25 protein-coding genes and 1 pseudogene are annotated in these 23,469 nt (G+C 68.2%); 19 read left to right on the forward strand and 7 right to left on the reverse strand.

Features of this window, described 5'->3' with window-relative positions; translation table 11 throughout:
• Positions 1-8: 8 nt before the first annotated feature.
• From trbE to V5F67_RS04810, 9 genes and pseudogenes are all read left to right on the forward strand, one after another.
• A pseudogene (trbE, locus tag V5F67_RS04770) lies at positions 9-2,452 on the forward strand (conjugal transfer protein TrbE).
• 3 nt (positions 2,453-2,455) lie between these two features.
• Positions 2,456-3,223: a P-type conjugative transfer protein TrbJ gene (trbJ, locus tag V5F67_RS04775; RefSeq protein WP_394018682.1), complete on the forward strand. Its 768-nt coding sequence runs from the start codon at positions 2,456-2,458 to the stop codon at positions 3,221-3,223.
• 20 nt (positions 3,224-3,243) lie between these two features.
• A complete protein-coding gene (gene trbK-alt, locus V5F67_RS04780) occupies positions 3,244-3,522 on the forward strand; it encodes a putative entry exclusion protein TrbK-alt (protein ID WP_394018680.1) in 279 nt (92 codons plus the stop codon).
• Between the two features lie 3 nt (positions 3,523-3,525).
• Positions 3,526-4,881, forward strand: coding sequence for a P-type conjugative transfer protein TrbL (trbL, locus tag V5F67_RS04785; RefSeq protein ID WP_394018678.1), 1,356 nt, complete (start codon positions 3,526-3,528; stop codon positions 4,879-4,881).
• Positions 4,881-5,570 (forward strand): conjugal transfer protein TrbF, encoded by a 690-nt coding sequence (trbF, locus tag V5F67_RS04790; protein ID WP_394018676.1) that lies wholly within the window; start codon positions 4,881-4,883, stop codon positions 5,568-5,570. The genes trbL and trbF overlap by 1 nt, the downstream gene beginning before the upstream one ends.
• Positions 5,567-6,526, forward strand: a complete 960-nt coding sequence (gene trbG / locus V5F67_RS04795) for a P-type conjugative transfer protein TrbG (protein WP_394018674.1) — start codon at positions 5,567-5,569, stop codon at positions 6,524-6,526. The genes trbF and trbG overlap by 4 nt, the downstream gene beginning before the upstream one ends.
• Positions 6,523-7,665: a TraB/TrbI/VirB10 family type IV secretion system protein gene (locus V5F67_RS04800; RefSeq protein WP_394018672.1), complete on the forward strand. Its 1,143-nt coding sequence runs from the start codon at positions 6,523-6,525 to the stop codon at positions 7,663-7,665. Before trbG ends, V5F67_RS04800 begins: the two co-directional genes overlap by 4 nt.
• 2 nt (positions 7,666-7,667) lie before the next feature.
• The gene (locus tag V5F67_RS04805; protein ID WP_394018670.1) at positions 7,668-7,889 is read left to right on the forward strand and encodes a DUF2274 domain-containing protein; all 222 of its coding nucleotides are present in this window, start codon (positions 7,668-7,670) and stop codon (positions 7,887-7,889) included.
• Between the two features lie 206 nt (positions 7,890-8,095).
• Positions 8,096-8,368, forward strand: coding sequence for a helix-turn-helix transcriptional regulator (locus V5F67_RS04810; RefSeq protein WP_394018668.1), 273 nt, complete (start codon positions 8,096-8,098; stop codon positions 8,366-8,368).
• On the opposite strand, the gene V5F67_RS04815 is transcribed toward V5F67_RS04810, so the two are convergent.
• Both V5F67_RS04815 and guaA read right to left on the reverse strand, forming a co-directional pair.
• Complete coding sequence (locus V5F67_RS04815; protein WP_394018666.1) at positions 8,358-9,614, reverse strand: tyrosine-type recombinase/integrase; 1,257 nt, start codon at positions 9,612-9,614, stop codon at positions 8,358-8,360. The two genes, V5F67_RS04810 and V5F67_RS04815, sit on opposite strands and share 11 nt — an antisense overlap.
• Before the next feature lie 318 nt (positions 9,615-9,932).
• Positions 9,933-11,498: a glutamine-hydrolyzing GMP synthase gene (gene guaA, locus V5F67_RS04820; RefSeq protein ID WP_394018664.1), complete on the reverse strand. Its 1,566-nt coding sequence runs from the start codon at positions 11,496-11,498 to the stop codon at positions 9,933-9,935.
• A 226-nt stretch (positions 11,499-11,724) separates the two neighbouring features.
• Between guaA and V5F67_RS04825 the strand changes: the two genes are divergently transcribed.
• The 5 genes from V5F67_RS04825 to V5F67_RS04845 all read left to right on the forward strand — a co-directional run bounded on the left by V5F67_RS04825 (position 11,725) and on the right by V5F67_RS04845 (position 15,289).
• Positions 11,725-12,069: a hypothetical protein gene (locus tag V5F67_RS04825; RefSeq protein ID WP_394018662.1), complete on the forward strand. Its 345-nt coding sequence runs from the start codon at positions 11,725-11,727 to the stop codon at positions 12,067-12,069.
• A gap of 198 nt (positions 12,070-12,267) precedes the next feature.
• The gene (locus V5F67_RS04830; RefSeq protein ID WP_394018660.1) at positions 12,268-12,951 is read left to right on the forward strand and encodes a 5'-methylthioadenosine/S-adenosylhomocysteine nucleosidase; all 684 of its coding nucleotides are present in this window, start codon (positions 12,268-12,270) and stop codon (positions 12,949-12,951) included.
• Entirely contained in the window at positions 12,948-14,249 is a 1,302-nt protein-coding gene (locus V5F67_RS04835; RefSeq protein WP_394018658.1) for an RsmB/NOP family class I SAM-dependent RNA methyltransferase, read from the forward strand. Before V5F67_RS04830 ends, V5F67_RS04835 begins: the two co-directional genes overlap by 4 nt.
• Positions 14,250-14,406: 157 nt before the next feature.
• Positions 14,407-14,631 (forward strand): hypothetical protein, encoded by a 225-nt coding sequence (locus V5F67_RS04840; protein ID WP_394018656.1) that lies wholly within the window; start codon positions 14,407-14,409, stop codon positions 14,629-14,631.
• Positions 14,632-14,758: 127 nt separating this feature from the next.
• On the forward strand, positions 14,759-15,289 hold the full coding sequence (locus V5F67_RS04845; RefSeq protein ID WP_394018654.1) for a gamma carbonic anhydrase family protein: 531 nt from the start codon (positions 14,759-14,761) through the stop codon (positions 15,287-15,289).
• 34 nt (positions 15,290-15,323) lie between these two features.
• Here V5F67_RS04845 and V5F67_RS04850 read toward each other — a convergent pair whose 3' ends face one another.
• A complete protein-coding gene (locus V5F67_RS04850) occupies positions 15,324-15,977 on the reverse strand; it encodes a transglutaminase-like cysteine peptidase (protein ID WP_394018652.1) in 654 nt (217 codons plus the stop codon).
• A gap of 179 nt (positions 15,978-16,156) precedes the next feature.
• Between V5F67_RS04850 and V5F67_RS04855 the strand changes: the two genes are divergently transcribed.
• Both V5F67_RS04855 and V5F67_RS04860 read left to right on the forward strand, forming a co-directional pair.
• A complete protein-coding gene (locus tag V5F67_RS04855) occupies positions 16,157-16,900 on the forward strand; it encodes a rhomboid family intramembrane serine protease (protein WP_394018650.1) in 744 nt (247 codons plus the stop codon).
• Positions 16,901-17,049: 149 nt separating this feature from the next.
• On the forward strand, positions 17,050-17,481 hold the full coding sequence (locus V5F67_RS04860; protein ID WP_394018648.1) for a CBS domain-containing protein: 432 nt from the start codon (positions 17,050-17,052) through the stop codon (positions 17,479-17,481).
• Positions 17,482-17,658: 177 nt separating this feature from the next.
• On the opposite strand, the gene V5F67_RS04865 is transcribed toward V5F67_RS04860, so the two are convergent.
• The 3 genes from V5F67_RS04865 to V5F67_RS04875 form a co-directional block, all read right to left on the reverse strand.
• The gene (locus V5F67_RS04865) at positions 17,659-18,297 is read right to left on the reverse strand and encodes a peroxiredoxin (protein ID WP_394018646.1); all 639 of its coding nucleotides are present in this window, start codon (positions 18,295-18,297) and stop codon (positions 17,659-17,661) included.
• A gap of 153 nt (positions 18,298-18,450) precedes the next feature.
• A complete protein-coding gene (locus V5F67_RS04870) occupies positions 18,451-19,131 on the reverse strand; it encodes a sulfotransferase family 2 domain-containing protein (protein ID WP_394018644.1) in 681 nt (226 codons plus the stop codon).
• A gap of 61 nt (positions 19,132-19,192) precedes the next feature.
• Positions 19,193-20,866 (reverse strand): lysine--tRNA ligase, encoded by a 1,674-nt coding sequence (locus V5F67_RS04875; protein ID WP_394018642.1) that lies wholly within the window; start codon positions 20,864-20,866, stop codon positions 19,193-19,195.
• A 168-nt stretch (positions 20,867-21,034) separates the two neighbouring features.
• Here V5F67_RS04875 and V5F67_RS04880 point away from each other — a divergent pair, with 168 nt between their 5' ends.
• Together V5F67_RS04880 and V5F67_RS04885 are read left to right on the forward strand one after the other, a co-directional pair.
• Positions 21,035-21,250: a hypothetical protein gene (locus V5F67_RS04880; RefSeq protein ID WP_394018640.1), complete on the forward strand. Its 216-nt coding sequence runs from the start codon at positions 21,035-21,037 to the stop codon at positions 21,248-21,250.
• Positions 21,251-21,352: 102 nt separating this feature from the next.
• The gene (locus V5F67_RS04885) at positions 21,353-21,934 is read left to right on the forward strand and encodes an SCO family protein (protein ID WP_394018824.1); all 582 of its coding nucleotides are present in this window, start codon (positions 21,353-21,355) and stop codon (positions 21,932-21,934) included.
• 22 nt (positions 21,935-21,956) lie between these two features.
• On the opposite strand, the gene V5F67_RS04890 is transcribed toward V5F67_RS04885, so the two are convergent.
• Positions 21,957-22,640 carry a glycosyltransferase family 2 protein gene (locus V5F67_RS04890; protein ID WP_394018638.1) on the reverse strand — a complete coding sequence of 228 codons (684 nt, stop codon included), beginning with the start codon at positions 22,638-22,640 and terminating at the stop codon, positions 21,957-21,959.
• Positions 22,641-22,833: 193 nt separating this feature from the next.
• On the opposite strand from V5F67_RS04890, the gene V5F67_RS04895 reads away from it, so the two are divergent.
• Positions 22,834-23,436, forward strand: a complete 603-nt coding sequence (locus V5F67_RS04895) for a hypothetical protein (protein WP_394018636.1) — start codon at positions 22,834-22,836, stop codon at positions 23,434-23,436.
• Positions 23,437-23,469: the final 33 nt, after the last annotated feature.

Below are 23,469 nucleotides of genomic sequence, written 5' to 3' on the forward strand. Positions count from 1 at the left end.
CGACGCCCATGATGAACCTCAGAGAATATCGCCGCACCGCCGCCCGCCTTGCCGATTTCCTGCCCTGGGTCGCGCTCGCCGACGAAGGTGTCGTGCTCAACAAGGACGGCAGCTTTCAGCGTACCGCGCGCTTTCGCGGTCCCGATTTCGACAGCGCCGTCGCCGCCGAGCTGGTCGCCGTCGCCGGCCGCATCAACAATGCCTTCCGCCGGCTCGGCTCGGGCTGGAGCATTTTCGTGGAGGCGCAGCGCCACGAGGCCGCGACCTATCCGGCGAGCATATTTCCCGACGCGGCCTCCGGCCTGGTCGACGAAGAGCGCAAGGCCGATTTCGAGGAAGCCGGCACGCACTATGTCTCCGGCTATTACCTGACCTTCCTCTATCTGCCCCCGGCCGAGGAAGCCGCCCGCGCCGAAAGCTGGCTCTATGAGGGCCGCGAGCGCACCGGCGTCGATCCGCAAGAAATCCTGCGCACCTTCATCGACCGCACCGGCCGCGTGCTGGCGCTGCTCGACGGCTTCATGCCCGAATGCGCGTGGTTGGATGACAGCGAGACGCTGACCTATCTGCATTCGACCGTCTCGACGAAGCGCCACCGCGTCCGCGTGCCGGAAACGCCGGTCTATCTCGATGCGCTGCTCGCCGATCAACCGCTGACCGGCGGGCTCGAACCGCGCCTCGGCAACGAGCATCTGCGCGTCCTCACCATCATCGGCTTCCCGACCGCGACGACGCCCGGCCTGCTCGACGATCTCAACCGGCTCGCGTTCCCGTATCGGTGGAGCACGCGGGCGATCCTGCTCGACAAGACCGACGCGACCAAGCTGCTGACCAAGATCAGGCGGCAATGGTTCGCCAAGCGCAAGTCGATCGCCGCCATCCTCAAGGAAGTCCTGACCAACGAAGCCTCGGCGCTGGTCGACACCGATGCGTCGAACAAGGCGGCCGACGCCGACATGGCCTTGCAGGAGCTGGGCGCGGACGTCGCCGGCATGGCCTATGTCACCGCGACGATCGTGGTGTCGGACGCCGATCCGCGCCTTGCCGACGAGAAGCTGCGCCTCGTCGAGAAGGTCATCCAGGGCCGCGATTTCACGGCCATGGTCGAAACCGTCAATGCCGTCGATGCCTGGCTCGGCTCGCTCCCCGGACATGCCTACGCGAATGTCCGCCAGCCGCCCATCTCGACGCTCAATCTCGCCCACATGATCCCCCTCTCTGCCGTGTGGGCGGGGCCGGAACGGGACGAGCATTTCGGTGCGCCCCCCTTGCTTTACGGCAAGACCGAAGGCTCGACCCCGTTCCGGTTATCCCTTCATGTCGGTGATGTCGGCCACACGCTCGTCGTCGGCCCGACCGGCGCCGGCAAGTCCGTGCTGCTCGCGCTCATGGCCTTGCAGTTCCGGCGCTACGACCGCAGCCAGGTCTTCGCCTTCGACTTCGGCGGCTCGATCCGCGCCGCGTCCCTCGCATGGGCGGCGACTGGCACGATCTCGGGGGCGGACTGACCGAGGGCGACGAGTTCTCCGTCTTGCTTCAGCCGCTCGCGCGCATCAACGACAGCTACGAACGCGCCTGGGCCGCCGACTGGATCGTCGCCATCCTGACTCGCGAAGGCCTCCCGATCACGCCGGAGGTGAAGGAGCATATCTGGACGGCGCTGACCTCGCTAGCGTCGGCACCGGTCGAAGAACGCACCATCACGGGCTTCGCGGTCCTGCTCCAGTCGAACGACATCAAGCAGGCGCTCCGGCCGTATTGCGTCGGCGGGGCCTATGGCCGGCTGCTCGACGCCGAAGCCGAACATCTCGGTTCCGCCGCCGTGCAGGCGTTCGAGATCGAGGGCCTGATCGGCACGGGGGCCGCGCCCGCCGTGCTCGCCTATCTCTTCCATCGCATCGGTGATCGTCTCGACGGCCGCCCGACCTTGCTCATCATCGACGAGGGCTGGCTTGCACTGGACGATGAAGGTTTCGCCGGCCAGCTCCGCGAATGGCTGAAGACGCTGCGCAAGAAGAACGCCTCCGTCATCTTCGCCACGCAGTCGCTGTCCGACATCGACAATTCCAGCATCGCGCCAGCCATCATCGAAAGCTGCCCGACGCGGCTGCTTCTGCCGAACGAACGCGCGATCGAGCCGCAGATCACGGCCATCTATCGGCGCTTCGGCCTCAACGACCGGCAGATCGAAATCCTCGCGCGGGCCACGCCCAAGCGCGACTATTACTGCCAGTCGCGGCGCGGCAACCGCCTGTTCGAGCTGGGGCTCAGCGAAGTCGGCCTCGCGTTCTGCGCCGCGTCCTCGAAATCCGACCAGACCTTGATCGCCAACCTCGTCGCCGAGCACGGCCGCGAAGGCTTCCTCGCCGCGTGGCTGCGCGCCCGCGACGCCGGATGGGCGGCCGACCTCATCCCGAACTTCACGATCCCCCAAGCAGCAAAGGAGTCCTGACCCATGACCATTCGCCGTTTCCGCTCGCGCGCCCTGGCGCTCGCCGCGACCATGCTGGCGGCCGCGCCGCTCGCGCTCTCGCCGATGGTGGCGACGCCCGCCCACGCCATCATCGTCTTCGATCCCTCCAACTATGCGCAAAATGTGCTCACCGCCGCGCGCACGCTGGAGCAGATCACCCATCAGATCACCTCGCTTCAGAACGAAGCGCAGATGCTCATCAATCAGGCGAAGAACCTCGCCAGCCTGCCGTTTTCGGCGCTCCAGCAGATTCAGCAGTCCGTTCAGAAGACGCAGCAACTGTTGCAGCAGGCGCAGGGCATCGCCTTCAACGTCCAGCAGATCGACCAGATGTTCCAGCAGAAATACGGGAACGTCTCGCTCTCGGCGTCCGATCAGCAGCTCGTCGCCAATGCCCGCGACCGCTGGAAGAATACCGTCGGCGGCTTGCAGGACGCGATGCGCGTTCAGGCCGGCGTCGTCGGCAACATCGACAGCAACCGCGCGCAGATGTCGGCGCTGGTCGGCCAGAGCCAGTCGGCCACCGGCGCATTGCAGGCGGCGCAGGCCGGCAACCAGCTCCTCGCGCTGCAATCGCAGCAGCTTTCGGATCTCGTCGCGGTCATCTCGGCCAATGGCCGGGCGAGCGCGCTGACCGATGCGGAACGCGCCGCCGCCGCTGAACAGGGCCGCGAACAGCGCCGCCGCTTCCTGACGCCGGGTTCGGGCTACCAGCCCGGCAACGCCCAGATGTTCAACAGCGGCAAGTAACCGCCAGAAGGAGCATTCCCATGGACGGCAAGATGCTGGCCCGCCTCGGCGCTATCGTGTTCGTCGCCATCGCCATCACCGCGACGGTCATCGAACTGAACCGCAAGGAGGACGCGCCGGCATCTTCGCCGGCCGCCCTTCATTCTCCCGACCGCGATCCGCTGCGCGAAGGCCAACGCCGATGCCAGCGGCTCGGGCAACAGGCCGCCAGCGACAGCGCGTGCATGGCCGTATGGGCCGAGACCCGCGACCGCTTCCTTGGCCGCGCGCCCGCGCCGGCCGCCCCGGAAGGGCGGTGAACCATGGGCGGCGCAGGCGTCATCGACAATTTCCTCGGCGTATTCACCAGATACATCGACAGCGGATTCGGCCTCCTCGGCGGCGAGGTCGGCTTCATCGCAACCACCCTGATCGTCATCGACGTGACGCTCGCCGCGCTCTTCTGGTCGTGGGCGGCCGACGACGACATCATTGCGAGGTTGGTGAAGAAGACGCTGTTCGTCGGCGTCTTTGCCTATCTCATTTCCAATTGGAACAACCTCGCGAAGATCGTCTTCGAGAGCTTCGCCGGCCTCGGTCTCAAAGCATCGGGCACCGGCTTCTCGACCGCCGACCTTATGCGCCCCGGCAAGGTCGCACAGACCGGCCTCGACGCCGCCCGGCCGTTGCTCGAATCCATTTCCGACCTGATGGGCTGGGTCGCCTTCTTCGAGAACTTCATCCAGATCGCGTGCCTGCTCTTCGCCTGGGCGCTGGTCATCCTCGCCTTCTTCATCCTCGCCATCCAGCTCTTCGTCACCCTGATCGAATTCAAGCTCTCGACGCTGGCCGGCTTCGTCCTCATTCCGTTCGGCCTGTTCGGCAAGACCGCCTTTATGGCGGAAAAAGTGCTCGGCAACATCATCTCGTCCGGCATCAAGGTTCTCGTGCTGGCCGTCATCATCGGCATCGGCTCGACGCTGTTTTCGCAGTTCACGCAGGGCTTCGGCGGACAGACCCCGAGCATCGACGACGCCATGGCCGTCGTGCTCGCAGCCCTCTCGCTGGTCGCACTCGGCATCTTCGGTCCCGGCATCGCCAACGGCCTCGTCTCCGGCGGCCCGCAGCTCGGCGCTGGCGCGGCGGTCGGCACCGGCCTTGCGGTCGGCGGCGCGGCCATGGCTGTCGGCGGCGGCGCGATGATGGCCGCCAAGGGCGGCTCCGCCATGCTCTCCGGCGGGGCCGCTGCCGCTCGCGGCGGTGCGACGGCGGCGGGCGCAGCCTCCTCGGCCTATTCGCTCGGCTCGCTCGCCAAGTCCGGCGCGTCGGGCGTCGCCTCCGGCGTGGGCGGGGTTGCGCGCACCGCTGGTGCGGCGGCCGTCTCGCCTTTGCGCCGTGCCGCATCGCGCGCCGCCGACTCCATGAAGTCCAGCTTCTCCGATGGCGCGAAGGCCGGCTTCGGTGCGACCGGCGGCTCTTCGACCATGGGAACGATCGGCGGTGAAGCCGCCGAGGCCGCTTCGACCCCGACGGCAACCGGCGGCGCTCCCGATTGGGCCAAGCGCATGAAGCGCAACCAGACCGTCAGCCACGGCGTCACCGCCGCCGCCCACGCCATCCGTTCCGGCGACAGCCACGGCTCCGGTTCTTCCATCAACCTCTCTGAAAGTGACCGCTGATGAACCTCTTCAAAAGACCCGCCGCCCATTACGGCAAAACACCTGAGCCCGAGACGCCCTATCAGCGCGCCGCGCAGGTCTGGGACGACCGGATCGGTTCGGCCCGCGTGCAGGCGAAGAACTGGCGCTACATGGCCTTCGGCTCGCTGATCCTCTCGGCGGGCTTCGCCGGGGCGCTCGTCATCCAGTCGGCGCGCGGGACCGTCGTGCCGTGGGTCGTTCAGGTCGACAAGCTCGGCCAGGCCCAGATGCTCGCGCCGGCCGTCGCCGACTTCCGCCCGACCGATCCGCAGATTGCATGGCATCTCGGCCGCTTCATCGAGCAGGTGAGGTCCATCCCCGCCGATCCGATCATCGTCCGCCAGAACTGGCTTCGCGCCTATGAGTGGACGACCGATCGCGGCGCCGGCGCGCTCAACGACTATGCCCGCACCAACGACCCTTTCACAAAAGTCGGCAAGCAGCAGATCGCCGTGGATGTTTCCAGCGTCATCCGCGCATCGCCCGACTCGTTCCGTGTCGCCTGGACGGAGCGGCATTTCGAGAACGGCCAGCTCTCCGGCACGCAGCGATGGACCGCGATCCTCACCATTGCCGTCCAGCCGCCGCGCGATGCCGAGCGGCTGAAAGCCAATCCGCTCGGCATCTATGTCAACGCCATCAACTGGTCGCGGGAGATGGGCCAATGAAGCCGGCCGTCAGCAAATCCACCGTCGCCGCCCTGATGCTTTCCGCGACCATGCTCGCCGGCTGCGCCACCAACAGGCCGCCACAGATCAGCTACGACAATAGCGTGCCGCCGCTTCCGGCCATTCCCGCCGCCGTGACGGACGAGAGGCTGAAGCCGCTGCATGTTCCTCCGGCCTGGACGGTCGCACGCGGCGGCCAGACCGCCAGCACGGCGACCGGCCGCGTTGAAAACGCCAATGCCGCCGCCCGCGTGCAGCCGCGCCGCGAAGGCTACTTCAACGCCATACAGGTTTATCCGTGGAGCGAAGGCGCGCTCTATCAGGTCTATGCCGCGCCCGGCCAGATCACCAATATCGCGCTCGAACCCGGCGAAAGCCTGACCGGCGCGGGACCGATCGCCGCCGGCGATACCGCCCGCTGGATCATCGGCGACACGGAATCCGGCTCCGGCGTCGCCCGCCGCGTGCATGTGCTGGTGAAGCCGACGCGCGCAGACATCACCACCAATCTGGTCATCACCACCGACAGGCGCACCTACATGGTCGAGCTACGCTCGGGCCAGAAGCCCTATATGCCGGCCGTGTCCTGGTCCTATCCGCAGCCGGCAGGCGGAGGGCGGAGGGCGGTTCCGGCAACGCCGGTCATTCCGGCCGAAGCCGCCCGCAATTACCGCTATGGCCTGACCGGCAGCAGCAATCCGCCATGGAAGCCCCTCGCCGTCTATGACGACGGCCGCCGTGTCTATGTCGAATTCCCGCGCGGCATCGTGCAGGGCGAAATGCCGCCGATCTTCGTCATCGGATCGGAAGGCGAGGCCCAGATCGCCAACACCCGCATCCATCAACACATCCTGATCGTCGACCGTCTGTTCGGGGCGGCCGAGCTGCGTCTTGGCGCAGGCGACCGCCAGCAGACCGTCAGGATCGTCCGCACCGACGGGAGGCCGCAACCATGAGTGAAGCCGAATCCAACGCCGCTCCGATGCGCCTGCGCGCCGAAACACCGCGCGTCACGCGCCTGTCGCGCAAGATGCTCGCCGGCGTCGCCGCCGTCGCCCTGGTCGGGATCGGCGGGGCGCTGATCTACGCGCTCCAAACGCGCACGGGCGGCGATGGCGGGGAGGAACTCTACTCCACCGCCAACCGGCAGACCGCCGATGGCCTTGCGAGCCTGCCCCGCGACTACACCGGCCCCGTCCTCGGGCCGGCGCTGCCCGGCGATCTCGGCGGCCCGATCCTGTCCGCGCAGAATGCCGGCCAGCCTGCTCCTCCTTCCGTCGTGCCGACACCCGGCGTCGACGAGGCCGAGCAGCGCCGCCGTGCCGAGGAAGAGGCCGCACGCCTCAGCACGGTCTTCTTCCAGTCGAGGCAGGGATCGACCGCGGCTACACCGGGGACCATGCCCGGCCTTGCGGGCTTAGATCCCGCCAGCGCCGCCACAGGGCAACCGACCACGCAGGACCGGCAGCTTGCCTTCCTCAACGCCGCGGCCGACCGGCGCACGGTCACGCCGGATCGCGTGATGCCGCCGGCGTCGCCCTTCGTGCTTCAGGCAGGCGCTGTCATCTCGGCCGCGCTCATCACCGGCATTCGCTCCGATCTTCCTGGCCAGATCACCGCGCAGGTCACGGAGAACATCTATGACAGCCCGACCGGCCGCATCCTGCTCGTGCCGCAGGGCACCCGGCTCATCGGCCAGTATGACAGCAGCGTGCAGTTCGGGCAGCGCCGCGTGCTGCTCGTCTGGAACCGGCTCATCATGCCGAACGGACGCTCGATCGTTCTCGAGCGCCAGCCGGGCGCGGACACGCAGGGCTATGCCGGCCTTGAAGATGGTGTCGACTATCATTGGTGGGATCTCGCCAAGGCCGCAGCTCTCTCGACCTTGCTCGGCGTCGGCGCGGAACTCGCCACCGACGACAATGATCGCCTGATCCGCGCCATCCGCGACGGTGCGCAGGACACGGTGAACCAAGCCGGCCAGCAGATCGTCCAGCGCCAGTTGCAGGTTGCGCCGACGCTGACCATCCGGCCCGGTTTCCCGGTCCGCGTCATCGTTACCAAGGACTTGGTGCTCGAACCCTACAGGAGCTGACCATGACCAAGCTGAAACTCGGCCCCATCGCCGACGACAAACCCGTCAAAGTCACGGTGGAGCTGCCTGCAGCCCTTCATCGTGACCTGACTGCCTATGCTGCCGTGCTGGCCCGCGAGAGCGGCCAGCATGCCGCCGATCCCATGAAGCTGATCGTGCCGATGCTGGAACGCTTCATCGCCACCGATCGCGGCTTCGCCAAGGCTCGGCGATCGGCAGGCTGATCAACAACCGGCAGCCCGATCCGCGCGGGGTGCCGCCAGCGCATATGCGCAAATGCGGCACGCTACACGCCGCCGACTCCCCTCCACAGTCCCACCAGCTGCCGGGGAGAGTCACCGTGTTGCTGGCCCGGCAACCTTGGTGTTGAAGGAGAAAGGCTCACGATGACCCAACCAATAGCCGAGAGCGCACGCAGTGGAAACGAGCGATGAGTCATTCTCCGTTTCCACTCGGCAAGCGCACCATTCGCCGGCATCAGCTTCGTGAAATCGTCCCCTTGGCCGACACTACCATCTACGACATGGAGCAGCGGGGCGAGTTTCCGCAACGGTTCTATTTGACCACTCGAACGGTGGTCTGGGATCTCGCCGAAGTGGAGGCTTGGCTTGAGCAGCGTCGCCATGCCTCCAGACAGAAAGTGGTCAAGCGAGCGCCGTCCCCTGACGTCAATCTCAGGAAAACCCGCCCCGTCAAAGGCTAGGCTCGGGCGCCAGAAGGTCCATGGACGCCGGATAAAGCGTCGGGGTGTATTTCTGACCGGCGACCCAAGCGTCGATGAGATTGGCCCATTCCTGCATCATATGGCGGCGCTGGTGCTCATACTCCGCCTTGTTGTAGATGCCGCGTGATGAGCGCCCGTCCTCGTGCGCCAGGCACTTCTCGATCCAATCGCTGTTGAAGCCCAACTCGTTGAGCAGCGTCGAGCCCGTGCGGCGCAGGTCATGCACGGTGAACGGCTCCAGCGGCAGTCCTGCCTTCTTGGCTTGCTCGACGACCGCATAGGTCACGCGGTTGAAAGTCGCCCGCGACATCGGCGCGTCCGCATCGTAGCGCGACGGCAGAAGATATCTCGAATTCCCGGCGCAGGTCTTGAGCGCGACGAGGATGTCGACCGCCTGGTCCGCCAGATAGACGTTGTGCGCCTTCGAGCGTTTCATCCGTTCCTTCGGAATCGACCAAACTGCATTCTCGAAATCAACCTCATCCCAGGTCGCGTCCTGCAATTCGCTCTTGCGGACCATCGTGAGCAGAAAGAACTTCATGCCCAGCCTGATGGTCGGTAGCGTCGCGACATGCTCAAGCTGGCCGAGCATGACCCTGATTTCAGCGGGCGAAAGCGAGCGGTCTTTGGGAACGAAAGTCGCGATCGAGGCAGGCCCGACCTCATCGGCCGGGTTCGGCACTTTCTCGCCGTGCAGGATTGCGAAGGAATAAACCAGCTTCACGATGTCTCGGACGTGGACCGCCGTGGCTGGCGCCCCCCGCTCTTTCACCCTCGCACACATCGCCCGGAGATCCTCTGGGCTGATCTCCGTCAGTAGCCGATTGCGAAACGTCGGGAGGATGTCTCGTTCGTAGATCGTGCGGCGCATCGCACGAGTGCTTTCGGCCATCCGATGCTCTTGCAGCCAGCGTTCGGCGAACTCGCCGAAGCTCTTTGCCTCCTTGATGCGCCGCTTCTCGCGCTGCTTCTCTTGGGCGGGCGACCGCCCTTCCTGAATTGCGCGCTGCGCGTCGATCAACTTCTCCCGCGCACGCGCCAGAGAGAGGCCGGCAGCTCCATATCGGCCGAGGGTCAAGGTCTCGCGACGCCCGTTCATTCGATAGTCGTATCGGAACACAACGGACCCCGACCGCTGCACCACGACGTACATACCGTCACGGTCCGCGACCTTGTATAATTTATCCTTTGGTTTCAGTGCCTTGATGGCGGCGTCTGTCAGCATTGTGCCCTCCGAAATCGTTCAAAAACGCGAGAGAGCCACCAAATATACCGTCAGGCCAAAACCGGCCCTCCTGAACGGCAATTTTCCTTTTACTTTCAAAGGAATGATGCCGAAAAAAATACCGTCACAAGCTCTCTAAGCCGTGACGGTATATGCAATTTGCCGATGTAACAAGAGTCGCCATACCGTCAGGCATACCGTCAAACGGGACGCTTCCCCTGCGATAGGCGGCGAAAGATGTCTGGAGATTTGTTGTTTTTATTCAGTCGCTTAGTTGGGCCAACAGCGTAAAAACGGCGGTATTCGGCGGGGCAAAAATCATTCCCACTCGATCGTCCCCGGCGGCTTGGACGTCACGTCGTAGACCACGCGGTTGACGCCCTTCACCTCGTTGATGATGCGGGTGGCCACCCGGCCGAGGAAGGCCATGTCGAAGGGGTAGAAGTCGGCCGTCATGCCGTCCACGGAGGTCACCGCCCGCAACGCCAGGACGTGGTCGTAGGTGCGCCCGTCGCCCATCACGCCCACCGTGCGCACCGGCAGCAGCACGGCGAAGGCCTGCCAGATCACGTCGTAGAGGCCGGCATAGCGGATCTCCTCCAGATAGATCGCGTCGGCCTGGCGAAGGATGTCGAGCTTCTCCCGCGTGATCGCGCCGGGGCAGCGGATGGCGAGGCCCGGTCCGGGGAAGGGGTGGCGGCCGACGAAGCTCTCCGGCAGGCCGAGCTCGCGGCCAAGCGCGCGCACCTCGTCCTTGAACAGGTCGCGCAGCGGCTCCACCAGCTTCATGTTCATGCGCTCGGGCAGCCCGCCCACATTGTGGTGGCTCTTGATGGTCACCGAGGGGCCGCCGGCGAAGGAGACGCTCTCGATCACGTCCGGGTAGAGCGTGCCCTGGGCGAGGAAGTCGGCGCCGCCGACCTTCTGGGCCTCGGCCTCGAACACGTCGATGAACAGCCGGCCGATGGTCTTGCGCTTCGCCTCCGGGTCCTCGACGCCCTCCAGTTCCCTCAGGAACAGGTCCGCGGCGTCCACGTGGACCAGCGGGATGTTGTAGTGGCCGCGGAACAGCGAGACCACCTCGTCCGCCTCGGCCCGGCGCATCAGCCCGTGGTCCACGAACACGCAGGTGAGCTGGTCGCCGATGGCCTCGTGGATCAGCACCGCCGCCACCGAGGAATCCACGCCGCCGGAGAGGCCGCAGATCACGCGACCCGCGCCCACCTGCGCGCGGATGCGGGCGATGGCGCGCTCGCGGAAGGCGCCCATGGTCCAGTTGCCTTCCAGCCCCGCCACCTTGCGCACGAAGTTGGACAGCAGGCGCGCGCCGTCCGGCGTGTGCACCACCTCGGGGTGGAACTGCACGCCATAATAGTTGCGGGAGACGTCGGCGATGGCGGCGAAGGGGGCGTTGTCCGAGATCGCCACCACCTCGAAGCCGTCCGGCAGGCGGGTCACGCGGTCGCCGTGGCTCATCCACACCGTGTGGCGCTCGCCCTCGTGCCAGACGCCGTCGAACAGGGGAACGGCCTTCTTCACCGTCACCTCGGCGCGGCCGAACTCGCGGTGGTGGCCCGCCTCCACCGCGCCGCCCAGCTGGGCCGCCATGCACTGCTCGCCATAGCAGATGCCCAGCACCGGAACGCCGGCCGCGAACGCCGCATCGGGCGCCTTGGGGCTCTCGCCCTCGATCACCGAGGCCGGGCCGCCGGAGAGGATGATCGCCTTCGGCTTGAGCCGGGCGATGGCCTCCCCGGCCTTCTGGAACGGCACCACCTCGGAATAGACCCCCTCCTCGCGCACGCGCCGGGCGATGAGCTGCGTCACCTGGCTGCCGAAGTCGACGATGAGGACGGTGTCCTGGGAGGGGGCGGGGGAGGACATGGGGCCTGGCCTTGCGCGCTGGGTTCTCGGGGAGCGTGCGCCCTCCTTTAGCGGCAAAGCCGCCAAATGCAAAAGCGGGGCAGGGCTGCGCGAAAAGCGATCCCGCGCGCCTCCTCCCGCTACCTGCCGGATCGCTCCGGGGAACGAAAGCCCGCCGCCGCGGTTGCGCTTGCGGCGACGCCCGGCCGATGGCCGGCCTTTGGCGGCGCGCAACCGCGGAGGGGTCATGTCGGTTCAGATCGTGCTGCTGCCGCTGTTCATCCACGTGGCGCTGGTGCTCGCGGTGCTGCTGAGGGGCATCCGGGCCGCCGAGGCCACGGCCGACGCGGGGCGCGCCGTCTTCGCGGCGCTGCTCTTCTACACGCTCACCGCGCTGGCCCTGCTCACCCGCAAGGCCGACGTGGCGTTCGTGGTGCTGGCGTTCGTGTTCGTGGGCCTGCGCCTCATCGCCGCCTTTCCGCAGCTGCTGTCGCCGGCGGCGCGGGCACGCGTGAGCCTCGACGTGGCGAGCCTCGCTGTGCTGGCGCTCATGTGGGGCCTGTTCGCGCTCGCCATCCTCCTGAACATTTGAGAGCCCGTTTGAAAAGTCAGACTGATATTCCCGGAAGCGCCGCCGTCATGGCCGGGCTTGACGGGGATGAAGGAAACGGGGAGGCCCACAGCCTCGCCGGCGACTTTTCAAATGGACCCTGACGGGGCGGCGATTGACAGGAGGCGCCGGGCGCAGGAGGACTGCGCGCTTCGCCCGCCGCGCTTCAGGTGACACTCCATGGACGATCCCGCCTGCCACATCCTTTCCGTCGGCGGCCACAAGGTCCTCTTCGTGATGGCCACCCGCCAGGAATACGGGCCGCATCTGCAGGCGCGCATCGATCCGCTCATCAGCGGCGTCGGCCCGGTGGAGGCGGCGGTGGAGACCGCGCGCGCCCTCGCCGTGCTCGACCATCGCGGCGCCGGGCCGCACCTCGTGGTCACGCTCGGCTCGGCGGGCTCGCGCCGGCTCGACCATGCCGAGGTCTACCAGGTGGCGCGCGTCGCCTATCGCGACATGGACGCCTCCCTGCTCGGATTCGAGAAGGGGCGCACGCCGTTCCTCGACGAGCCGGCGGTGGTCGAGCTGCCGCACCGCATCGCCGGCGTGCGGTCGGCCTCGCTCTCCACCGGCGGCGCCATCATCTCCGGCCCCGGCTACGACGCCATCGCCGAGGAGATGGTGGACATGGAGAGCTTCGCGGTGCTGCGCGCGGCCCAGCGCCACGGCCTGCCGCTGATCGGCCTGCGCGGCATCTCCGACGGCCGCAGCGACCTTGCGCGCTTCGAGGACTGGACCGAATACCTGCACATCGTCGACGAGAAGCTGGCGCAGGCGCTCGATCTGCTTGCGGCGCAGCTGGCGGCCGGCGGGCTCGACGCCCTCGCCGCGGGCGCGCAGGCACAGGAGGAGCGCCGGTGATCCCTTCCGCCCGCATCTCCGCCGCCATCGAGGTTCTCGCCGACATCGCCGCGCGCCGGCGCCCCGCCGCCGAGGCGCTGAAGGACTGGGGCCTCGCCCACCGCTTCGCCGGCTCGGGCGACCGCGCCGCCATCGCCGGCCTCGTCTACGATACCCTGCGCCGGCGCGCCTCGGCGGCCCATGTGATGGGCGCGGACGCGCCGCGGGCGCTGGTGCTCGGCATGCTCGCGGTGATGCGGGGGCTCGATGCCGACGCCGTCGCCGCGCTGTGCTCGGGCGCGCGGTTCGCGCCGGAGCCGCTCTCGCAGGAGGAGCGCGCGCGTCTTTCCGCGCCCGATCTCTCGGGCGCGCCGCCGTTCGTGCAGGGCGACTATCCCCAGTGGCTGCACGCTTCGCTGCGCCACGTGTTCGGGGCGGAGGCGGCGGAGGAGGGGCGCGCGCTCGCCGCCCGCGCGCCGCTCGATCTGCGCGTCAACACGCTGAAGGCCGATCCCGAGGCCGCGCGCGCCGCGCTCGCCCATCTTCATCCCGGTCCCGGGCGCTTCTCGCCCCTGGCGCTGCGCATCGTGCTCGACGCCGAGGGCAAGGCGCCGCCGGTCTCCTCCGAGCCCGCCTTCCTGAAGGGCGAGGTGGAGGTGCAGGACGAGGGCTCCCAGATCGCCGCCATCCTCGCCCGTCCCGCTCCGGGCGACCAGGTGCTGGACCTGTGCGCGGGCGCCGGCGGCAAGACGCTCGAATTCGCCGCCCTCATGGACAACAAGGGCCAGATCTACGCCCACGACGCCGACATCCGCCGGCTGAAGCCGCTGCACGAGCGCATGGCCCGCGCCGGCGCGCGCAACGTGCAGGTGCGCAGCCCGCGCGGCGCCGAGGACGTGCTCGGCGATCTCGAAGGGCGCATGGACCTCGTGCTCGTGGACGCCCCCTGCACCGGCACCGGCACCTGGCGCCGCAATCCCGACGCCAAGTGGCGCGTGCGGCCGGGCGCGCTCGCCCAGCGCGTGGCCGAGCAGGCGAAGATCCTGGAGCAGGCGTCCCATTATGTGCGCTCCGGCGGGCGGCTCGCTTACGTCACCTGCTCGCTGCTGGACGAGGAGAACGGCGCCCAGGTGCGCGCGCTGCTTTCCAAGCGCGGCGACTTCCATCCCATCGCCCCCTCGGAGGCGGCGCTGGCGCTGGGCGCGCAGGGCCCGGCTTTGGCAGCCGCGGCGCTCACTGCCCGCGAGGGCCTGCTGATGACCCCGCGCCGGACGGGGACGGACGGGTTCTATGTGAGCGTGCTGCGTCGGGAAGGGTAAGCAAGCCTTTCCTTCCGGTGGTCCGACCCCCACCCCGGCCGCATGCTCCCCGGCAATCGAACCGAACGCGGTCGCGGGCGTTATTCGGGGAGCGCGGGCGCGGCCATGAGGCGTCGGCGGGCGCCGCCGTGGCGCGCGAACGGAACAGGAGCAGCAGATGGGTATCCTTCGTATCCTCGTTCTTCTGGTGGCGGTGGTGGGCGGCTACTGGGCGTTCTACGTCTATGCGTCGTCCGAGCCCTATGACGAGATCGGCACCGCCATCAATTCCCGCCTGCCGGCCGATGCCCGTGCCTTCGCGTGCGCCGAGCTGAAGAAGCGCCACGGCGCGGCGGCGGCCAATCCGCCGGCCGGTTGCGAGCCCTATTGGGCCAGCATCTGAGAGTGCATGCGCGGCGGTCCATCGGATCGCGCTCTAGCCGCGCGGCGGCAATGGCGGTAGCAAGCGGTCGGAGAGCGTCGCCACGGCGCTCGTGTCGCGCTCACCTGAGGCCCGAAGAGGACCGTCCATGCCGCTCTATTCCCTCGATGGCGTCGCCCCCGAGCTTCCCGCCTCCGGCAATTACTGGATCGCGCCCGACGCGGTGCTGATCGGACGCGTGATCGTCAAGGAGGGCGCGAGCGTGTGGTTCGGCTCGGTGCTGCGCGGCGACAACGAGCCCATCGTCATCGGCGAGGGCACGAACATCCAGGAGAACTGCGTCCTCCACACCGATCCGGGATTCCCGATGACGCTGGCCGCCGGCGTCACCGTGGGCCACATGGCGATCCTGCACGGCTGCACGGTGGGCGAGGGGAGCCTGATCGGCATGGGCGCGACGCTGCTCAACGGCGCCGTGATCGGCCCGCGCAGCCTCGTCGGCTCCAATGCGCTCGTCACCGAGGGCAAGGTGTTCGAGGAGAATTCCCTCATCGTCGGCGCCCCGGCCAAGGCGGTGCGGCGCATCGATGCCGAGATGGCGGCGCGCGTCGCCCGGACGGCGGAGCACTACCAGCACAATTTCCAGCGCTACAAGAAGGGGCTGAAGCGGATCGACTGATCCCGCGCCGCAAGCCGCGCTCCGGCCCCAGCCGTCAGCGGCCCCCGCCCACCACCGGGGGCACGCCCGTGTCGCCCAGCGACACCCAGCGGGCGGGATTGGCCTGCGACTGGCGCTTCACGTAGCGATAGCCGGTCTCGCTCCAGGGCAGGATCTTCTCCTCCTGGTTGTCGAGCACGAGGTCGCCGTGGTCGGTCACGACGGTCAGCACCGCATGGCCGTCGCCGTTCTGGTCGCGCACCACGGTGATGAGCAGGACCGAGGCCGGCCAGCCCAGATTGAGCAGCAGCCGGCGCTTCTCCAGCACATAGTCCTCGCAGTCGCCCTTGCCGTCGTCGGGATAGGTCCAGCGCTCGGTCTCGCCGAAATGCTCGAGGTCGGTGGCGGGCTCGACGCTGGTGTTCACCGAAGCGTTGGCCCGCTCCAGCTCGGCGCGGCGGCGGGAATCGAGACGCATCGCGGCGGCGAGCGCCCCGGACGGCGCGCATTCGTGGGCGTGCTCGGCGCAGAAGCGGGTGTAGCCGATGGGCGCGCTGGTGGCATGGCCTTCGGCGAGGCTGTTCGGAATGGCGGTGGGCGAAAGGCTGGTCACGCGCAGGCTCAGGCGCTGGTCCTGGGCGGCGGCGCCCGTGGCGCCTGCCATCACCAGGAAGGCGGTCAGGAGATATCGGACCAGGCGCTCGGGCATCGCGGGCATCCGCCAATCGTTAACAAGATCATAATGCCGCATCTCGGCCGCAATTGCCTCGTCAACCTTCCGTTAACCTTAACGTCCGCGGGCGGTCGTGCCCGGCGCGCCACAGACGAGGGGCGCCAGCCCGCGCCTTTTCGCTTGCCGCCCTCCCGGGGTGTGCCTATGTCGGTGGCGTGCTCCACCGATCGCCCTTCGCCGACGCGCCCGGCCGCCAGCCGATCCTGAACGTGCCCGGCATCATCGCGGCGCTGACGTTGCTGCTCATCGGCGTGCACGCGGTGCGCACCATGGTGCTGAGCGAGGCGGCCGACATCGAGGTGCTCACCTATTTCGCCTTCATCCCGGTGCGCTACTCCTTGCCCGAGACGTTCGCGCTGCCCGACGGCTTCGGCCCCAAGGCGTGGACCTTCGTCACCTACGCGCTGCTGCACGCCAACTGGCTGCACCTCGGCGTGAACCTCGTCTGGCTGCTGGCCTTCGGCACGCCGGTGGCACGGCGCTTCGGCAACTGGCGCTTCGCCGTGTTCTGCGCGGTGACCGCCGCGGCAGGCGCGCTCGCCCATCTCGTCACCCATCCGGACGGGCTGATGCCGCTGGTCGGCGCCTCGGCGGCGGTATCCGGGGCCATGGCGGCGGCGGTGCGCTTCGCCTTCGCCCCCGGCGCGGCGCTGTCCCCCGATCGCGGCCGTCACGCCGACCACCAGCCGGCGGGCTCGCTGATGGAGAATTTCCGCGACGGGCGGGTGCTGGTGTTCGTGGGCGCATGGGTGGCGCTCAACCTGCTGTTCGGGCTCGGCGTCTCGATGCCGGGCGTCGACGATGCGGAGGTCGCCTGGCAGGCGCATATCGGCGGCTTCGTTGCCGGCCTGCTGCTGTTCGCCCTGTTCGATCCGGTGCCGCGCCGCAGGATCGCCTGAGCATCTCCTTCCGTTCGGTCACGTCCTGCGCCTGCGCTCTTGCGTCGCATGCCTTTGCGAGGGATCATTCCCGTCCGAACGAGGCGGCCTTTGCCGAGAAAGCCGGAGACAACCGGCGCCGCGCGGGCCGCGGGAAGGAGACCACGCCAATGACCGTCAGCAGCATTCTCCAGGGCAAGAGCAAGGACATCGTCACCCTCACGCCCGCCTCGACGCTCGGCGACGCCGTGAAGAGCCTCGCCGAGCACCGCATCGGCGCCATCGTGGTCGTGGACCCGGACATGGCGGTGGAAGGCATCATCTCCGAGCGCGACGTGGTGCGCCTCCTGAACGAGCGCGGCATGTCGGTCCTGGCGACGCCGGTGGGCGAGGTGATGACCCGCGCGGTGGTCACCTGCACCCCGGACGAGATCATTCCGGCCATCATGGAGCGTATGACGCGGGGCCGGTTCCGCCACGTTCCGGTGGTGGCGGGGGACCGCCTCGTGGGCATCATCTCCATCGGCGACGTGGTGAAGCACCGCCTGGAGGAGATGGAGCGCGAGAGCGCGGCCCTGCGCGACTACATCATGACCGCCTGAGGTCCGGGGCCAAGCGCATTCGGGCGCAAACTTTCCGAATGCGTCGCCGGCGGCCCGGCGTGGATGCCCGGCACAAGGCCGGGCATGACGGCGGGCGGGGGCGGGTCTTACAGCGAGCGGCTCGGCGTGGATGGCCGGGACGATCCCGGCCATGACCCATCGGACCGGCGACCGCGCTCAGTTGGCGCCGGGCTGGCGCACCACGCGCAGATAGGGCTTCACCGTCTTCCAGCCCTGCGGGAACTTCTCCTTGGCGGCCTCGTCCGACACCGAGGGGACGATGATCACGTCGTCGCCCTGCTTCCAGTCCACCGGGGTGGCCACGGAATGCTGCGCGGTGAGCTGGAGCGAATCCACCACACGCAGGATCTCCTGGAAGTTGCGGCCGGTGCTCGCCGGATAGGTGAGGGAGAGCTTGAGCTTCTTGTCGGGGCCGATCACGAACACCGAGCGCACGGTGGCGGTGTCGCTCGCGTTCGGGTGGATGAGGTCGTAGAGGTCGGAGACCTTCTTGTCGTGGTCGGCGATGAGCGGGAAGTTGAGCTGCGCGCCGGTGGCGTCCTTGATGTCGGCGACCCACGCGGGGTGGTTCTCGACCGAATCCACCGACAGCCCGATCACCTTCACGCCGCGCTTGTCGAACTCGGCCTTCAGGTGCGCCACCTGGCCCAGCTCCGTGGTGCAGACGGGCGTGAAGTTCTTCGGGTGCGAGAACAGGATGCCCCAGCTGTTGCCGAGCCAGTCGTGGAACTTCACCTCGCCCTCGGTGGTCTGGGCCACGAAGTCGGGAACCGTATCTCCAAGGCGGAGCGTCATTGGTCTCTCCATTAAACTCAAAAATAATGTTGTATAGAAATTATACCGCGTTCGTCATGCAAATCAAATGAAACCCGCACGGCGGGCCCTGCCGCCCGGCGCGAGGCGTTCCGCCCCGCGGGCGGCGGGGGAAGGGGGCATGCCGGCGGGCGGTCAGGCGGGGGCGTGCATGGCCCGCGCCTTCTCATAGAAGGCGATGTCGTCGGCCAGTAGGTCCCGCAGGCGGCCAAGTCGGGCGCCGTCCGCCCGGAGCGTCTCGACCATCTGCCGGTAGCCCGGATCGGGATTGGGATTGGTCATGGGCAGCGCGAGGCGCACGCCCGCGAGCGCGGACAGGCGCTCCATGTCGGCGGCTGCCCGGTCGTGGAAGCCGATGAAGTCCAGCTCGCCGAGGTCGACCCCGCGGAAGAACACCGCCGTGAAGCAGCGCCGGATGAAGGGCAAGCGCGCGAACTGGTCGAGGGTCAGGTCCTGCGCCAGCACGTATTCGTGGAGCGCGTGGCCGGCGGCCGGCCGGTTGCGCCAGAAGGCGTAATGGGAAACCAGCCGCTCCAGCGGGTCGCGCAGGAAGGCGATCCGCAGGCGCGCCTTCACGCCGCGATACTTGTGCATGTGGAAATGCCCGTGCACCACGCGGAAGCCGCTCAGGCCCTCCACGGCCCTCGCCTCGCTGCGGGCGAGCCAGCCGTCCGGGTCGAGATTCATGGGCGCCGCCGGATCGAGCGGCCGGTCGTCGTAGTCCCGGCAGATGGACCCGGCGCCGTAGGCCGTCTCGATGGCCCGGTACAAGGACGTGCCCGCGCATTTCGGCACGTGCACGGAAATCAGCTCCACCTGTGCCATCCCACCCGCGCCCTGTCCTGTCCCGAGGAGGGCGCGCCCACGCGCCCGGGTCTCACGCCGCGCCCGAGAGCGTGCCGCCGAGGGCCTTGGCGATCAGGCCGCGGGTCTCCGCGATGCCGTAGATCTCCACGAACGAGCCGAAGCGCGGTCCACGCTCCAGGCCGAGCAGCACCTGGTAGAGCGTGTTGAACCACTCGATGGACACGCCCGGCCGGTCCTCGGTCGCCCCCTTGGCCTTGAAGTCCTGGTAGCGCGGGATCGGGCGGGCGACGTCGTAGAGCGCGTTCTGGATCTCGTCCGCGCCCGCAGTCTCCGGCAGGGCGGCCAGCGCCGTGTCGAGCGCCTCCAGTGCCTTGCGCTCGACCGGGTCGGGCGCGCGGAACACCTTGGAGGGCTTCACGAAGTCGTGGAAGTACTTCACCGCATAGCGCACCAGCTCGGCGAGCTTGGGGTGGGTCTCGGCCGACACGCCCGGCACGTGGCGCCGCAGGAAGCCCCACAGCACCTGCTCGTCCTCGGTGTTGGAGGCCGAGGCGAGGTTCAGCAGCATGGTGAAGGACACCGGCATGTCCACCTGCGGCGGGTTGCCCGAGTGGATGTGCCAGACCGGGTTGCCGAAGCGCAGCTTCCAGTCCTGCTGCGGATAGCGGGCGAGGAAGGCGTAGTATTCGTCCACCGCGCGCGGGATGACGTCGAAGTGCAGCTTCTTGGCCGAGCGCGGCGACTGGAACATGTAGAGCGCGAGGCTCTCGGGGCTGGCATAGGTCAGCCACTCGTCGATGGTGAGCCCGTTGCCCTTGGACTTGGAGATCTTCTGGCCCTTCTCGTCCAGGAACAGCTCGTAGACGAAATGCTCCGGCGCCACGCCGCCCAGGATGCGGCAGATCCTGTCGTAGATCGGCGCGTTGGTCTGGTGGTCCTTGCCGAACATCTCGAAGTCCACGTCGAGCGCCGCCCAGCGGGCGCCGAAGTCCGGCTTCCACTGCAGCTTCACGTGGCCGCCGGTGACCGGCACGGTCTTGTCCACCCCGTCCTCGTCGGCGAAGGTGATGGTGCCGGCCTTGGCGTCGACCTGCTTCAGCGGCACGTAGAGCACGCGCCCCGAGGTGGGCGAGATGGGCAGGAACGGCGAATAGGTGGCCTGCCGCTCCTCGCCCAGCGTCGGCAGCATCACCTCCATGATCGCGTCGTACTTCTCCGCCGCCTTGAGCAGCACCGCGTCGAGCTTGCCGGAGAGGTAGTAGTCGGTGGCGCTCGCGAACTCGTAGTCGAAGCCGAACGTGTCGAGGAAGCGCCGCAGCATGGCGTTGTTGTGGGCGCCGAAGCTCGGGTAGTCGCCGCCGAACGGGTTCGGCACCCGGGTCAGCGGCATCTGGAGATAAGGCACGAGCGCGGCCGGGTCCGGCACGTTGTCCGGGATCTTGCGCATGCCGTCCATGTCGTCCGAGAAGCACAGGAGGCGCGTCTTCACCTTGTCCTCGGTGAGGATGCGGAAGGCGTGGCGCACCATGGTGGTGCGCGCCACCTCGCCGAACGTGCCGATGTGCGGCAGGCCAGAAGGGCCGTAGCCGGTCTCGAACAGCACCTCGTCCTTCGGCCGCTTCTTCAGCCGCTCCACCAGCTTGCGCGCCTCCTCGAACGGCCAGGCGGACGCGGTCTCGGCGACGCTCTTCAGCGTGCCGGCAAGCTCGGCGGGAATGGCGGACGCGGACGCGGCTTGGGACATTTCAATCTCCGGAGAAGGCCCGAACTTAGAAATGAGCGCCGGATGCGTCAACGCGCGGGCGTCACGCGGCCGTGACGCCACGCCGCTTGGATATTGCCGGCGATACGCGATAGGATTTTCGCGTTCCTCGCTCCGAGGGGCATGCAGGGGGAATTCAGAGGCAGGGCCATGGCCGAGACCCTCGAAGCTGGCGTCGCAGCGCCCGCGGATGCGTCGCGCCAGAGCGCGCGCGGACCATCGTCGGCGTTCTCCTCGCCTTTGGCCGTCTGGGGGATCGCCCTGTTCGGCGGCGCCCTGTTCGCGGCCGCGGTCCTGCTGTGGATGCGCAACGGCGTGTCCGTCTTCTTCGATACACTGACCGCCGGCATCGGCTCCTGCCTCTAGGCGGGCGGCTGCGGCGCACGAGGTCCCATGTCGTCTCCCGTGAAACCTTCCGGCAAGCCGGCGCAGCCGGTGCCGTCCCGCAAGCCTGACCGTTCCGCCCGCATGCGCATCCTCGCGCTGTTCGCCGCCTTCGTGGCCGGCGCGGCGGTGCTGCTGGTGGCGGTCGGCCTGCTCCTGCCCAGCCCGGCGCCCACGGGCCAGGGCGTCGCGGCGGTGGGCGGACCCTTCACCCTGGTGGACCAGAACGGGACGACCACCACCGAGGCGGCGCTCAAGGGCAAGCCGACCCTCATCTTCTTCGGCTTCACCCACTGCCCGGACGTGTGCCCGACCGCCCTGTTCGAGATGTCGGAGATTTTCGCCGCGCTCGGCCCGGACGCGGACAAGCTTCAGGCCTTCTTCGTCAGCGTCGATCCCGAGCGCGACACCCCCGAGGTGCTGAAGTCCTATCTCGGCAGCTTCGCGCCGCAGCTTCGCGGGCTCTCCGGCACGCCGGAGCAGGTGGCCGCCATCAAGAAGGCCTACCGGGTCTATTCCCGCAAGGTGCCGCTCACCGGCGACGACTACACCATGGACCATACGGCGGTGGTCTATCTCATGGACAAGACCGGCACCTTCGCCGCGCCGTTCAACGCCAAGCGGCCAGCGGCAGAGGCCGCGGCGGACCTGAAGCGCTACTTCTGAATCGCGATCGGGCGGGATGGGCTCAGTTCGTCCGCTGGATCGCCCGCGCCCTCAAGGCCCGCGCCCTCAAGGAAGGAAGCCGTGCCTTTCGCCCGGCCTGCGGCGCCGCGCGCGCGCCGCGCCGGGACAGGCCGTGCTCGGTCTTGCACCAGAAATGGGGGTGGCGGAGCAGCTCGAAGAGCGCCCGCCATGCGGCCGCCGAGAGCAGCAGCCAGTAGAGCGGAATGCTCGCCAGTGTCGCCGCGCGCATCGGCAGGCCGCGCCGCGCGCAGCCCACGGCGGCGGAGAGCGCGGCGCACCCATAGCCGGCGATCAGGGTCGTGTAGGCGAGCGCGGAGGCCGCCACTTCGGCCGGCGAGACGCAGGGAGCGCCCAGCGCGCCGTGCCAGACGTCCCGCGCGAGCACCGCCACGAAGACGGGATGCAGAAGCGCCGCCGCATAGGGACCGGCGGTGAGCAGGAACAGCGCCGCCGTGGCGCCGGGCCCCAGGTCCCGGACCAGGGCCGCAGGGCTGCGGCCGTGCACCAGAAGGGTCTGCGCCCACCCCTTCAGCCACCGGGTGCGCTGGCCGAGCCAGGCGCGAAGGCGCACCGGCGCCTCCTCCTGCGTTGCCGAGGCGATGACCAGCGTGCGCCAGCCCGCGCGGGCGAGCCGTACCCCGAGGTCGGCGTCCTCGGTGACGTTGAACGGGTCCCAGGCACCCACACGCTCCAGCACGTCGCGGCGGAAATGCGGTATTATGTAGCAAACTCACCCAAACCTAAAACGGTGCAATTGTTCTGCTTTTGGCCCAGACCCCCATATTCTGGGCGACGCGTGGCCGCGCGCCTGTGGAACATGGGTACGTTGCGCCGGAGCCCCCGTTGTACCGGGGCGAGAAATCCCGTATGACAATGGGGTGTTCCTGAAAAGCGATTCCGTTGCCATGGGCCTGAACTGGGAAAAGGACGTTCTGGAGGCCATCGCCCCGCACATCGAGCGGGCGGCCAAGGATGCGTATGACCGCGGCTTGGCCGATGGCATCGCCAAGGAGCGGAACCGCGTCCTCGGCCTTATTGGTGGCGAGGCCCCCGTGGCCGCCGCTCCCGCGCCGATCATCGCAGAGCCCGTCGCGGGCGCTGACGATGATGACGGTGAGGCCGACGAGACGAAGGAGCCGACGCAGGAGTACGGGGCCATCTCCAACTTGGTCCGGAAGGCCCTCGCGTCGGCTGGGGAGGAAGGCGCGGACGCGGCGGACGTGATCCGCATCATCCGTGACATGACGGGCGCCACTTTGGAGCCCGATCAGGTTCGGCAGAATTTGAAGATCCAAGCTCGGAACGGCTTTGCCATCCGGGTGCAGCGCGGCCTCTACAAGGCTAGCGACAAGATCGCAACGCTCTCTTCGGAGACGGTGCGGAGCGAGCCCGTTGACGTTCAGTCTGTCGAGGACACGTCAACGGGCCCTGGTTCCAACCCAGCCCAAGGCCGTGAAGCCGGTCCGGGAGGTGGTACATGACATAGGCGTTGCACCTATGCCGGCCCGGTCACT

The organism is Xanthobacter pseudotagetidis (genome assembly GCF_043194795.2).
GTDB lineage: Bacteria > Pseudomonadota > Alphaproteobacteria > Rhizobiales > Xanthobacteraceae > Xanthobacter > Xanthobacter tagetidis_A.

Bases quoted from the DNA above. Each gene is read 5' to 3' on its own strand.
- V5F67_RS04815 (WP_394018666.1), bottom strand. From the start codon at position 9,614: ATGCTGACAGACGCCGCCATCAAGGCACTGAAACCAAAGGATAAATTA.
- trbL (WP_394018678.1), top strand. From the start codon at position 3,526: ATGGGCGGCGCAGGCGTCATCGACAATTTCCTCGGCGTATTCACCAGA.
- V5F67_RS04875 (WP_394018642.1), bottom strand. From the start codon at position 20,866: ATGTCCCAAGCCGCGTCCGCGTCCGCCATTCCCGCCGAGCTTGCCGGC.
- V5F67_RS04810 (WP_394018668.1), top strand. From the start codon at position 8,096: ATGAGTCATTCTCCGTTTCCACTCGGCAAGCGCACCATTCGCCGGCAT.
- guaA (WP_394018664.1), bottom strand. From the start codon at position 11,498: ATGTCCTCCCCCGCCCCCTCCCAGGACACCGTCCTCATCGTCGACTTC.
- trbK-alt (WP_394018680.1), top strand. From the start codon at position 3,244: ATGGACGGCAAGATGCTGGCCCGCCTCGGCGCTATCGTGTTCGTCGCC.
- V5F67_RS04865 (WP_394018646.1), bottom strand. From the start codon at position 18,297: ATGACGCTCCGCCTTGGAGATACGGTTCCCGACTTCGTGGCCCAGACC.
- V5F67_RS04880 (WP_394018640.1), top strand. From the start codon at position 21,035: ATGGCCGAGACCCTCGAAGCTGGCGTCGCAGCGCCCGCGGATGCGTCG.
- V5F67_RS04825 (WP_394018662.1), top strand. From the start codon at position 11,725: ATGTCGGTTCAGATCGTGCTGCTGCCGCTGTTCATCCACGTGGCGCTG.
- V5F67_RS04840 (WP_394018656.1), top strand. From the start codon at position 14,407: ATGGGTATCCTTCGTATCCTCGTTCTTCTGGTGGCGGTGGTGGGCGGC.
- V5F67_RS04850 (WP_394018652.1), bottom strand. From the start codon at position 15,977: ATGCCCGAGCGCCTGGTCCGATATCTCCTGACCGCCTTCCTGGTGATG.
- trbF (WP_394018676.1), top strand. From the start codon at position 4,881: ATGAACCTCTTCAAAAGACCCGCCGCCCATTACGGCAAAACACCTGAG.
- V5F67_RS04830 (WP_394018660.1), top strand. From the start codon at position 12,268: ATGGACGATCCCGCCTGCCACATCCTTTCCGTCGGCGGCCACAAGGTC.
- V5F67_RS04860 (WP_394018648.1), top strand. From the start codon at position 17,050: ATGACCGTCAGCAGCATTCTCCAGGGCAAGAGCAAGGACATCGTCACC.
- trbG (WP_394018674.1), top strand. From the start codon at position 5,567: ATGAAGCCGGCCGTCAGCAAATCCACCGTCGCCGCCCTGATGCTTTCC.
- V5F67_RS04845 (WP_394018654.1), top strand. From the start codon at position 14,759: ATGCCGCTCTATTCCCTCGATGGCGTCGCCCCCGAGCTTCCCGCCTCC.
- V5F67_RS04805 (WP_394018670.1), top strand. From the start codon at position 7,668: ATGACCAAGCTGAAACTCGGCCCCATCGCCGACGACAAACCCGTCAAA.
- V5F67_RS04800 (WP_394018672.1), top strand. From the start codon at position 6,523: ATGAGTGAAGCCGAATCCAACGCCGCTCCGATGCGCCTGCGCGCCGAA.
- V5F67_RS04885 (WP_394018824.1), top strand. From the start codon at position 21,353: ATGCGCATCCTCGCGCTGTTCGCCGCCTTCGTGGCCGGCGCGGCGGTG.
- trbJ (WP_394018682.1), top strand. From the start codon at position 2,456: ATGACCATTCGCCGTTTCCGCTCGCGCGCCCTGGCGCTCGCCGCGACC.